Origin of the sequence: Brevundimonas sp. GCM10030266 (genome assembly GCF_042666595.1) — a bacterium.
GTDB lineage: Bacteria > Pseudomonadota > Alphaproteobacteria > Caulobacterales > Caulobacteraceae > Brevundimonas.
The window spans coordinates 925,132-936,019 of the sequence record NZ_JBHTCY010000001.1; the positions used below are offsets into that span (position 1 = coordinate 925,132).

The 10,888-nt window shown below is 69.0% G+C and carries 12 protein-coding genes and 1 tRNA gene; 5 read left to right on the plus strand and 8 right to left on the minus strand.

Annotated elements, in window-relative coordinates; translation table 11 throughout:
- Nucleotides 1-5: 5 nt before the first annotated feature.
- Together ACFQQC_RS04870 and cobT are read right to left on the minus strand one after the other, a co-directional pair.
- On the minus strand, nucleotides 6-1,013 hold the full coding sequence (locus ACFQQC_RS04870) for an esterase-like activity of phytase family protein (RefSeq protein WP_376860222.1): 1,008 nt from the start codon (nucleotides 1,011-1,013) through the stop codon (nucleotides 6-8).
- On the minus strand, nucleotides 1,010-2,887 hold the full coding sequence (cobT, locus tag ACFQQC_RS04875) for a cobaltochelatase subunit CobT (RefSeq protein WP_376860224.1): 1,878 nt from the start codon (nucleotides 2,885-2,887) through the stop codon (nucleotides 1,010-1,012). The genes ACFQQC_RS04870 and cobT overlap by 4 nt, the downstream gene beginning before the upstream one ends.
- Before the next feature lie 100 nt (nucleotides 2,888-2,987).
- On the opposite strand from cobT, the gene ACFQQC_RS04880 reads away from it, so the two are divergent.
- Nucleotides 2,988-3,593, plus strand: a complete 606-nt coding sequence (locus ACFQQC_RS04880) for a hypothetical protein (RefSeq protein ID WP_376860226.1) — start codon at nucleotides 2,988-2,990, stop codon at nucleotides 3,591-3,593.
- 63 nt (nucleotides 3,594-3,656) lie between these two features.
- Here ACFQQC_RS04880 and ppa read toward each other — a convergent pair whose 3' ends face one another.
- A complete protein-coding gene (gene ppa / locus ACFQQC_RS04885) occupies nucleotides 3,657-4,214 on the minus strand; it encodes an inorganic diphosphatase (protein ID WP_376860228.1) in 558 nt (185 codons plus the stop codon).
- Between the two features lie 167 nt (nucleotides 4,215-4,381).
- On the opposite strand from ppa, the gene ACFQQC_RS04890 reads away from it, so the two are divergent.
- The gene (locus ACFQQC_RS04890; RefSeq protein WP_376860230.1) at nucleotides 4,382-5,065 is read left to right on the plus strand and encodes a DUF599 domain-containing protein; all 684 of its coding nucleotides are present in this window, start codon (nucleotides 4,382-4,384) and stop codon (nucleotides 5,063-5,065) included.
- 252 nt (nucleotides 5,066-5,317) lie between these two features.
- On the opposite strand, the gene ACFQQC_RS04895 is transcribed toward ACFQQC_RS04890, so the two are convergent.
- Entirely contained in the window at nucleotides 5,318-6,190 is an 873-nt protein-coding gene (locus ACFQQC_RS04895) for an N-formylglutamate amidohydrolase (RefSeq protein WP_376860231.1), read from the minus strand.
- 135 nt (nucleotides 6,191-6,325) lie between these two features.
- Here ACFQQC_RS04895 and cpdR point away from each other — a divergent pair, with 135 nt between their 5' ends.
- Nucleotides 6,326-6,682 carry a cell cycle two-component system response regulator CpdR gene (gene cpdR, locus ACFQQC_RS04900; RefSeq protein WP_376860233.1) on the plus strand — a complete coding sequence of 119 codons (357 nt, stop codon included), beginning with the start codon at nucleotides 6,326-6,328 and terminating at the stop codon, nucleotides 6,680-6,682.
- A 92-nt stretch (nucleotides 6,683-6,774) separates the two neighbouring features.
- A tRNA-Val gene (locus ACFQQC_RS04905) sits at nucleotides 6,775-6,849 on the plus strand.
- Nucleotides 6,850-7,046: 197 nt separating this feature from the next.
- Here ACFQQC_RS04905 and ACFQQC_RS04910 read toward each other — a convergent pair.
- The 3 genes from ACFQQC_RS04910 to ACFQQC_RS04920 form a co-directional block, all read right to left on the minus strand.
- On the minus strand, nucleotides 7,047-7,196 hold the full coding sequence (locus tag ACFQQC_RS04910; RefSeq protein ID WP_376860235.1) for a hypothetical protein: 150 nt from the start codon (nucleotides 7,194-7,196) through the stop codon (nucleotides 7,047-7,049).
- Between the two features lie 25 nt (nucleotides 7,197-7,221).
- On the minus strand, nucleotides 7,222-8,004 hold the full coding sequence (locus tag ACFQQC_RS04915) for an alpha/beta hydrolase (protein WP_376860237.1): 783 nt from the start codon (nucleotides 8,002-8,004) through the stop codon (nucleotides 7,222-7,224).
- Between the two features lie 143 nt (nucleotides 8,005-8,147).
- A complete protein-coding gene (locus ACFQQC_RS04920) occupies nucleotides 8,148-9,083 on the minus strand; it encodes a LysR substrate-binding domain-containing protein (RefSeq protein WP_376860239.1) in 936 nt (311 codons plus the stop codon).
- Between the two features lie 114 nt (nucleotides 9,084-9,197).
- Between ACFQQC_RS04920 and ACFQQC_RS04925 the strand changes: the two genes are divergently transcribed.
- Nucleotides 9,198-9,896 (plus strand): pirin family protein, encoded by a 699-nt coding sequence (locus ACFQQC_RS04925; RefSeq protein ID WP_376860241.1) that lies wholly within the window; start codon nucleotides 9,198-9,200, stop codon nucleotides 9,894-9,896.
- Between the two features lie 133 nt (nucleotides 9,897-10,029).
- Here ACFQQC_RS04925 and ACFQQC_RS04930 read toward each other — a convergent pair whose 3' ends face one another.
- On the minus strand, nucleotides 10,030-10,731 hold the full coding sequence (locus ACFQQC_RS04930; RefSeq protein WP_376860243.1) for a glutathione S-transferase N-terminal domain-containing protein: 702 nt from the start codon (nucleotides 10,729-10,731) through the stop codon (nucleotides 10,030-10,032).
- Nucleotides 10,732-10,888 lie beyond the last annotated feature (157 nt).

Here is a 10,888-nt window from a genome sequence, read left to right on the forward strand (position 1 = left end):
TCCCACTAATTCCTAAGCCCTAATTCGTACTCCCTGTCCCTGACATCAAACGCCAGCAGCAGCGTCCGCTGGGCCGGGTTCGCGTTGTCGTCGGACAGGATGTAGAGGCGCGTGCCGCCCGCGTGGGCCACGGCGGCGATGCCTTCGAAATTGTCGGTCGTTCCGGGCAGCTTCAGTTCCGCCAGCACCGGGCCGAGCGCTCCGGCGGCGTCCATGCGGCGCACCTGGGCGCGGACGTCCAGCGGCGGGCGATAGGTGCGTTGCACGACGAAATAGCCGCCGCCCGTTGGAGCGCGATCCATGCCGGTGATGCGATAGTCGCTGTCGGCGAGCGGGGTCGTCGGCGGCGCGACAACGGTCCGGCAGGCGGCGGAGACGCAGTCCCAGACCCCGCCGTTCTCGCCGGTCACCCGCCAGCCGCCGTCGTGGGTGTCCGAAATGCCTTCCATGCCGTCATTCAGCGGGAACGCATGGTCCGGATGGCGCACGACCGTCGGCCGGGCATGGGGCGCGTTGACCGGGCCGTAATTCCAGATCCGGTGGTTGCGCTCGAAGCTGATGAACAGGTCGCCGCCGTCCGTGACCAGCAGGCCCTCGGCGTCGCCGTCGAACTTCTCGGTGATCGGCTGGCCGTCGGTCAGGGTCAGGCGGCGATACTGCAGGCCGGACACGCCGGTCAGGCGGCCCTGACTGTTCAGCGTCAGCCGGCCGCGCACCAGATCGCCCGCGTCGGTCACGCTGACGAAGCCGTGCGCGTCATCGACCAGCTTGAAGTCCGACAGGCTGTGCAGGGGCGAGTCTGTCGGCAGCACGATCTCGACCCCGCCCGCGAAGCGGACGCCGTCGGCCAGCCGCGCGCCGCCGGGCAGGCCGAGGCCGACCGTGCGGGTTGTCGCCGCCCCGGCGGTCCAGCCGGCCATCGGGACCGGCGCCGGCGCGACCATGGAGGTGGTGGCGCAGGCGGACACGGCCAGCAGGACAAGGGCGACAAGCCCGCGGCGGATCGGAGTCATGCGGCCCTCTTGCGGCGTCCGGGGGCGGCCTCGGCCTTGGCGTCGAACAGTTCGGCCAGTTTCTCGATCATGGCGCCGCCCAGCTGCTCCACATCCACGATGGTCAGGGCGCGGCGATACCAGCGGGTCACGTCATGGCCGATGCCGATGGCCAGCAGTTCGACGGACGACTTGGTCTCCAGCTGCTCGATCACCTGTCTCAGGTGTTTGTCCAGATAGAGGGCCGCATTGGCCGACTGGGTCGAGTCATCGACGGGCGAGCCGTCCGAGATCACCATCAGGATGCGGCGCTGCTCGGGGCGGGCCATCAGGCGGTCGTGGGCCCACAGCAGGGCCTCGCCGTCGATGTTCTCCTTCAGAAGCCCCTCGCGCATCATCAGGCCGAGGTTCTTCTTGGCCCGGCGCCAGGGCGCATCAGCGGCCTTGTAGATGATGTGGCGCAGGTCGTTCAGACGGCCCGGATTGGCGGGCTTGCCGGCGGTGATCCAGGCTTCGCGCGACAGGCCGCCCTTCCATGCCCGGGTGGTGAAGCCCAGGATCTCGACCTTGACCCCGCAGCGCTCCAGCGTCCGCGCCAGAATGTCGGCGCAGACGGCGGCGACCATGATCGGGCGCCCGCGCATGGAGCCGGAGTTGTCCAGCAGCAGGGTCACGACCGTGTCCCGGAACGGGCTTTCGCTCTCGGCCTTGAAGCTGAGCGGGCTGGTCGGGTCGGTGACGATCCGGGTCAGGCGGGCGGTGTCCAGCACGCCTTCCTCCAAATCGAAATGCCAGCTGCGGTTCTGCTGGGCCATCAGCCGGCGCTGCAGCTTGTTGGCCAGGCGGGCGACGACCGAGGACAGCGCCGTAAGCTGCTGGTCCAGCAGGCCGCGCAGCCGTTCCAGCTCATTGGGGTCGCACAGCTCCGCCGCATCGACGATCTCGTCATAGGCGGTGGTGAAGACGCGATAGGCGTCGACGGCGCGACCGTCGTCCGCCGTCTGCTGACGATTGGGCTGGGCGCCCTCGTTCAGCTCGGGGCCGTCCTCGGTCGCCTCGCCGTTCGGATCGGCGGGCGAGCCGTCGGGGCGGGCGTCGCGCTCGTCGCTGGCGGTCTGGTCGTCTGTGGCGCCGTCCATCGACTGGCCCTCGCCGCCGCCGGCGTCCTCCTCGTCTTCCTGATCTTCCTCGTCGGCGGCGTCCGGATCCTGCGGATCGGGCTCCTCCTCGCCGGGGTCCTCGGAGGTGTCGTCGCCGCGCCCATCGCCGGGATCCATGTCCAGCGCCTTCAGCACCTCCTTCAGCCGCTCGCCGAAGGCCGCCTGATCACCCGCCACCTCGGACAGGGCGTCCAGCGTGCGGCCCGCCTTGTTCTCGAGCTCGGCCCGCACGAGGTCCAGCATGGCGCCCGCCCCATCGGGCGCGCGCTGGCCGGTCAGGCGCTCGCGCACCAGCAGGGCGACGGCCTCGGCCACCGGCACCCGCTCGGCGTCAGTGATGCGGATGGCGCCCGACTTTTCCAGCCGGGTCAGCAGGGCCGAGTTCATATTGGCCCGCACGCCGGCCAGCGCCTGCGAGCCGACCGCCTCAATCCGCGCCTGTTCGACCGCGTCGAACACCTCGGCCGCCTTGCTGTCGAGGGGGCGCTGGCGGGCGCTGACGGCGTCGTCGTGATTGGCAAGCCGCAGGGCCAGCCGGTCCGCCTGTCCGCGCAGGCTGGCGCTTTCGGGCGCGCCCGGACCGCGCGGCGGATGCGGCAGGGTCAGGACGCCGTTCGAGAGCTTCGGCCCGTCCGAGCCGAACACCACTTCCAGCTCCGACTGTTCCGCCAGCGCGCGGGCGGCATGCGCCAGGGCGCGTTTGAACAGCTCTGCGGGGGTCTCGGCGGCGGCCATGAGGGACATCTAGCGGACGGGGCGCTGAGGGGAAGGGGCGTTATGATCCCGGCAACCCTGTCGGGCGGAAAATGAGCGCTGATTCCGCCGGAGCGCCGCCATGAAGTCCACGGTCCTGAAGGGCGCGTTCCTGATCTTCACCATGGTCGGCTGCGAGGCCGAGGCGCCGGCGATCACCCGCGAGGCGCGCGAGGACCTGAAGCGTGTGGCGACGCGGGCCGAACGGGCGATCGAAGAATCGGGCGACGCGGCCGAGGCGCCGGTCTGCCGCCGGGCCGAGCGGGTCATCTATGCCTGCGATTTCGGCGAACGGCGGGTGGCGGTCTGCGCGGCGGAGGATCGGCTCAGCTACCGCTTCGGCACGGACCGGCGCACGGATCTGGAGATCGATTCCCGTCCCGGCCGTCTCAGCGCCCACTCCGGCGGCGTGGTCGGCGGGGGCGGCGGCCGTCAGGAGCACATCCGCTTCAGCAACAACGGCTACCAGTACATCGTGCACAGCATGGTGGCGGGGAACCTGACGGACGTCCCGGGCAAGCGCATCTCCGGCGTCACCGTCGTGCACGGCGAGACCGGCGCTTCGCCCCTCGTGCGGACCCTGAACTGCCCGCAGGCGGGGGTCCATCAGTCCACGGACGCCTTCAACACCCTGCCCGCCAGGACCTTCACGCCTGAAACGGACGAGACCTGGCAGGCCTGGTGGTGAGGCCCGGAAACGCAAAAGGCCCGGACGTTTCCGCCGGGGCCTTCGCAATTCTGTCCTGACGGATCAGGCCGCGTTGGCGGCCTTGGCCTTCAGCTTGTCCTGATGGGCCTTGATGCCCACGGCGATCAGCTCGGCGGCCTCGCCGGCGTCGCCCCAGCCCTTGACCGTGACCGACTTGCCCTTCTCCAGATCCTTGTAGCGGGTGAAGAAGTGCTCGATCTGCTCGACCAGGATGGCGGGCAGCTGACGGTAGCTGGCGATGTCCGTGTAGTACGGGTTCAGCTTGTCGACCGGCACGGCCAGGATCTTTTCGTCGCCGCCGGCTTCGTCGACCATCTTCAGCACGCCGATCGGGCGGCAGCGGATGACGCAGCCCGGCACGACCGGGGTCGGGTTCAGCACGATCACGTCGCAGGGATCGCCGTCGTCCGACAGGGTGTGCGGCACGAAGCCGTAGTTGCCCGGATAGTACATGGCGGTGTGCAGGAAGCGGTCGACGAACAGGGCGCCGGAGGCCTTGTCCATTTCGTACTTCACCGGAAGACCGCCTTGCGGGATCTCGATGACGACGTTGATGTCCCAGGGCGGGTTCGGGCCGACGGGGATGGCGTCGAGGTTCATGACGGACTCGTCTATGTTGCAACTGCGAACGGAGAGGCCCGGGGTGATAAGCCTCCACGGCGCCCGAAGCAAGGCGGCGGCGTCGTTAAGGGCGTCTGTTTTCATGCGCGTGGCTTGAGCCGGACGACGATGCGGGCGACCATGGCGCTTCGGCCTGAGGAGCGAGAATGACCCCCCTGGACTATGTGGCGCTCGGCCTCTTCTTCGTCTGCTGGCTGGGCTACGACCCGCTGCTGAAGCTGCTGGCCCACCGGTCCGGTACGCTGAATGACGACATGGGCGTCGTGCGCCGCGTGTGGATGACGGCCATGACCCATCGCGAGATGCGGCTGGTCGACAGCCAGCTGATGGGTCATTCGATCAACTCCGCCAGCTTCTTCGCCTCCACCAACCTGCTGCTGATCGCGGCGGTGGGCGGCATCCTGTTCGGCGGGCAGGCGGCGCTGGAGGGCTTCGCCTCGGTCGGCGCCGAGGCTGTGTCGATCCGGGTGCTGGAGGCCAAGCTGGCCCTGATCCTGATCTGTCTGGTGCGGGGGCTGCTCGATTTCATCTGGGCCCTGCGCCAGATGAACTACACCTTGGCCCTGATCGGCGCGGCGCCCGAGGCCCATTCGGAATCGGACCGTGTCGCCCTCGGCGAGGCGGCGACCTGCCTGCTCAATCCGGCCCTGGGCGCCTTCAGCCAGGGCGTGCGCGGCTACTACTTCGCCCTGGCAGCGGCGGCCTGGCTGTTCGGGTCTGTCTGGCTCGCCGTCGGCGTGGCCGCGGCCTTCTGTCTGCTGGTCTGGCGCCAGTCCGGTTCGCCCGCCGCCCGGGCCATCCGCAGCGCCCGGCGCCTGCTGGAACCCTGAATCCGGCGGCTGAAGCCACGCTTGTTTGCGGACGCGTTATGCTCAGGGTGAATTTTGCCCCTGAAAGCGGTTACCGGGCAGGAATGCGGCAGAAGGATGCCGTTACATTGCGTGAACGCAGATGCGAAATACCCGCTTGACCATTTGTGCACTGCACACTAGCTTCATTTTCGACGCCGCGAGGCGTCATGCCCTTCCTGGGCGTTTCCTCCCTATAGACTTTTCATGCCGCGCCTTCGGGCGCGGCTTTTTTTATGTCCCGAGGCGGAGCGAACCGAGCGCCGCGATGACCCGGGTCACGCCCTTCTGCGTGCGGGACCAGCCGGGTCCGGGCACGCGGGCCGCCTCATCGAAATACAGGGCGCGGTTCAGTTCGATCTGGATGGCGTGCACGCCCTCTTCCGGGCGGCCCCGGCTCTGGGTGGTCCAGCCGCCGGCGTAGGGATGGTTCAGCGCGACGCGCCAGCCCAGCGCCTCGAACGCCGCCCGCAGCGCCCGCGTCAGCTCCGGCGAACAGGACGACCCGTGCCGGTCGCCCAGCACCACGTCCGGCCCGCGCGGCCCGCCCCGCGCCCGCGTCGCTCGCTCCGGCATGGAGTGCCAGTCGATCAGGATCGCTTCTCCATGCCGCGTCAGCGCCCCGGCGACCGCCGTGTCCAGCGCCGCCTTCCAGGGGCCATGCACCCGCGCCACCCGGTCCCGGGCCTCGTCCAGCGCCAGTCGCCGGGCGTGGATGGTACGGCCGTCTCCGGTCAGCCGCGGAATGACGCCATAGCCCGCCGCCGACCGCGGCGAGGGCGGATGATCAAGACCGTCGACAAGATGGGGGTCCAGATCGGCCGGATCGCGGTTCAGATCGACATAGGCCCGTCCGTACCGGGCCAGCACCAGGGCCGCGCCGTGATCGGGACCGGCGCGGATCAGCCGGTCGACCAGCGCGTCCTCGGCGCTGCGCAGGCTGGAGAGGGGCAGGGCCGGGTCGGCGTCCAGATCGTCTGGGTACAGATCGCCCGAATGGGGCGAGGCGAAGACGAGGCGTCCCGGAGCGATCCCGGGCGCGGCGGGGCGCACGACCGTCACGGCCTCGCCCTCCTCCCGTACCTGCCCTGCGCCCGTCATGGTCATCCAGACCGCATAGCCTGTTTCGTGCGCCCATCCACAGGCCCGGGGTTCGCCCTTACGGCGTTTTTCATGGCGGGTTTACCAGTCCGCGCGTAGCGTCACGGTTCAAGACGACCCGGGGCGGACGACGAAAGACCTATGGCGCGCATCCTTCTGGCTGAAGACGACAATTCGCTTCGCGGCTTCCTGACCCGCGCGCTCGAACGCGCCGGCCATTCGGTGGTCGACTGTGAGAATGGCGACGACGCCATCGACGCCCTCGACCAGGGGCCGTGGGATCTGCTGTTGACCGACATCGTCATGCCCGGCGCCGACGGCATCGAGGTGGCGCGCATCGCCGCCGCCCGCCAGCCCGGCATCCGCATCATGTTCATCACCGGCTTCGCCGCCGTCGCCCTGTCCGCCGCCCAGGCCAGCCCCCAGGCCAAGGTCCTGTCCAAGCCCGTTCACCTGCGCGATCTGGTCGGCGAGGTCGAGCGGATGGTCGCGGCGTAAATTCAGCGGCTTTTGCCCTTGCGGTCCGCGCGGCCCTCGGGTTATAGACCGCGCCTTCCCGCCCCGGGGCATGTCTCCAGGGCCGCAAAGGCGGACGCGTAGCTCAGCGGGAGAGCACTACGTTGACATCGTAGGGGTCACAGGTTCAATCCCTGTCGCGTCCACCATTTCTTTCAAGAGCCTGACGTCCTGACGGGGCTCTCGTCCTTCGGAAATCTCCCGACCTTCACCTGATTTCAGGACCCGGACACCAACCGGCTTGGGCGGCGCTTGCCATGCGATGGCGATGATCGCTGCGCTCACGCCTGGTGCGCCGAGCGGATCGCCCCCGACGGATCGCCCCCGACGGATCGCCCCCGACGGATCACTCCCGCCAGGTGGTCTCGATCCGGTGCACGGCGACCGGGTCGCTGGCGGGGAAGCTCTCGGCCAGCGCGTCGTCCAGCCGCTGCTCCAGCTGGTCGTCCGGCGTGTCGACCGGGGTGGCGTCGGCGGCCGGCGGGAGGTCGGGCATGGGACGGGCTCCGGTGACGTGAGGATCAGCGGCGGATCTGATGTTCGACCGCCCAGTCGAGGGCGTAGTCGGCCACCGCCTCCCAGCCTGCGTCCATGCAGGTCCAGTGCGAGCGGCCCTCGAAGATCTTCAGATCGGTGCGCGACGGCGCCTGCTTCTGCCTGTTGAAGATGCCCCGGGTCATGGCGGCGTCGGCGATCAGGTCCAGTTCGCCGCCGATCAGCAGCAGGGGCGCGCGGTCCGGATTCTTCCAGTCGATCCTGCCGGAGGCGCCGGTGACGCCGTCCCAGTAGACCTTGCCCGGGGTGGGCACGATGTAGGCGTCGTACAGCGCCGTCACCCGGTCGCGCGGGGCGGTCTGGGCGAAGCGTTGGGCGAAGAATTTGCGCGACATCGTCTTCGCCTTCTTCCAGCTGAACAGGTCCAGGAAGACGGGCAGGGCCGAGACGATGGCGTGCGGCCCGAGCGGCACTCCGGGCGTCGGCGCCGGATTGATGGCGACGCCCGCGACACCCAGTCCGCGATCCAGCAGATGCTGCACCACCACCCCGCCCAGCGAGTGGCCGATCAGGATCGGGGTCTCCGGAAGGGCGCGGATCAGCCGGTCATAGTGGTTGAACAGATCCATCTGCCCGACCCTGGCCAGGGCCTGTTCTGGGAAGTCGCGCAGCTCGGCGGGGGTGCGGTCGTCGTGCGGCCAGTCGGGCGCGATGACGGTGTAGCCCCTGGCCTCATAGCGGGCCTTGAAGCCGGCCCAGCTGGCCGAGTTCAGCCAGGCCCCGTGGATCAGCATGATGGTCTTGCTCATGGCCGGTCTCCCTGTCCCGACGTCGCGTGACGTCCCATGGGCGCACAATGATACCGGTGGCCGATCCGGCCTATTCTCCATGGGTTCGACCGCCTCACACCTTGGTATGAGGCCGCGGCCGCCCTGCGCCCGTCCCGGGCGCGTCAGGCGGACCGCTTGCCCGCGGTGTCTCCCGGCCAGAGCGGGCCCGAGAATTTCGTCGCCAGATAGGTCATCAGCGCCGTCACCCGCGCGGGGCGCGGCCCCCCGCCGGGCGCGACCAGATGCAGGTCGATGGGCGGCAGGCTCCAGTCGGTCATCACCGTCTCCAGCTTTCCGGCCGCCAGATCGCGCCAGTAGATGAAGTCCGGCTGCGGCGCGACGCCCAGGCCCGCGCACAGGGCGAAGGTCAGGGCGTCGGCGTTGTTGGCGCGGAATGGCCCGTGCGGCCTGACGGTCGCCTCCTCGCCCGAGGTGCTGACGAACCGCCACAGCTCGGCATTCGGCAGATAGGCGTAGCCGAGACAGGCGTGGCGGACGAGATCGGAGGGATGCTCCGGCCGTCCCCGCTGGGCGAGGTAGTCGGGCGAGGCCACCAGATGGCGCCGGATCGAGCGCAACCGCCGCGCGGTCATGGAGGAGTCCGCCAGCGCCGCGATCCGCAGGGCGCAGTCATAGCCGCCGCCCACCAGATCGACCGTCTCGTCCGACAGGTGCAGGTCCACCGACACATCCGGATGGGTGGCCAGGAACTCGGGCAGGGCGGGCGCGACATAGGCCATGCCGAACGACATGGGCGCCGCCAGCCGCACCAGACCGCGCGGCCGGACCGCCTGATCCAGCATCTCGCCTTCGGCGGCCTCGGCCTCGGACAGCATCTGCGCCGCTCGCGCCGCCAGCGTCCGACCCGCATCGGTCAGCGAGAACCGGCGCGACGTCCGGTGCAGCAGCGTCGTGCCCAGCCGCAGCTCCAGCCGGCTCACCGCCTTGGACACCGTGGCCTTGGACAGGGCCAGCGCCTCCGCCGCGCGCGAGAAGGACTGGGTCTCGGCGACCTTGGAGAAGATGGCCAGGGCCTCGAGATCCGGCAGTTTCGACATGCGCGCTCCGCGAAACGATGAGTTTCAGGTGTTTCTATTTTGGATCCGAAGCCGATCGCTATCTTGTCGTCAAGCAACAGCGGCCCCCGACGGCGGGGGCGCGGAGACAAGACCATGATCGAGCTGCGACCGTTCGAGAGCCTGGGTGGCGCCAACCACGGCTGGCTCAATGCGAAGCACCATTTCTCCTTCGCCAACTACTATGACCCGAAGCGGATGAGCTGGGGCGGACTGCGCGTCTGGAATGACGACGAGATCGCCGCCGGCACGGGCTTCCCGCCCCACCCGCACTCGGACATGGAGATCATCACCTATGTCCGCGAAGGGGCCATCACCCACGAGGACAGCCTGGGCAACAAGGGCCGCACCGAAGCGGGCGATGTGCAGGTCATGAGCGCGGGCACCGGCATCCGTCACGCCGAGTACAACGCCGAGCCGGAACTGACCCGGATCTTCCAGATCTGGATCGAGCCGACCCGTCGCGGCGAGAAGCCGTCCTGGGGCTCGCGGCCCTTCCCGAAGGGTGACCGCGCCGGTCAGTTCGTGGTCCTCGCCTCGGGCTTCGAAGGCGATGGTGACGCCCTGCCGATCCGCACCGAAGGTCGGGTCGTCGCCGCGACCCTGAAGGCCGGCGAAACCGCCGAATACCCGCTGGGCGCGACCCGTCGCGGCTATCTGGTCCCGGCGGTCGGTCAGATCGAGGTCAATGGCGTGAAGGCCAATGCCCGCGACGGCGTGGCCATCGCCGAGGTCGAAACAATCACGGTGACGGCCCTGACCGACGCCGAACTGGTTCTGGTCGACGCAGCGTAAGTGAGTGTCTGACCGGAGCGGGCCCGCGGTTCCCTGTCCTCCCCCCCCGACGCCGCGGGCCCGCACGTCCTCCCCGAAACTGAAAAGGGGCGGTCCCTCCGGACCGCCCCTTCTTTCGTTCCGTCGTCCGGCTTCAGCCCTTGGACGGAATGTTCAGCCCGCGCTGCACCGCCGGGCGGGCCAGACCGCGCTCCAGCCAGCTCGGCACGTTCTTCAGCTCGTCGAACTTCACCAGCTCGCCGGCCTCGTAGAAGCCCACCAGATTGCGAACCCAGCCCAGCGTCGCGACATCGGCGATGGAGTAGTCGCCCATGATCCACTCGCGCCCTTCCAGCCGGTCATCCAGCACCGTCAGCAGGCGGGTCGCCTCGGCGACGTAGCGATCGCGCGGACGCTTGTCCTCGATCTCCTTGCCCGCGAATTTGTGGAAGAAGCCGACCTGCCCGAACATCGGCCCGATGGCGGCCATCTGGAACATGACCCACTGCAGGGTCTCGTAGCGGCCGGCCGCATCGGCCGGGATCAGCTTGCCGGTCTTCTCGGCCAGATAGACGAGGATGGCGCCGGACTCGAACAGGGCCAGCGGCTGTCCGCCCGGACCGTCCGGGTCGATGATCGCGGGGATCTTGCCGTTGGGGTTCAGGGACAGGAATTCCGGGCCCCAGGTCTCGTTCTTGGTGATGTCGACCAGATGCGGCTCATACGGCAGGCCGATCTCCTCCAGCATGATGGAGACCTTCACCCCGTTGGGCGTGTTCAGCGAATAGAGCTGCAGCCGGTCCGGATGCTGCGCCGGCCAGCGTTGCGTGATCGGGAAGGCGGAAAGGTCGGCCATGTCGGTGATCCTGTCTGGAATTCCGGGAGGATGTGGCGGATCGAGGTGAACCGCAACGGCCTGGACGCATACGTCCATTTCTGACGCATCGGTCGTTTAGACTGTGCGTGATCGGGCGGCCCGGCAAGGTCGCGGCGAAACTGGACGATCTGTTCAA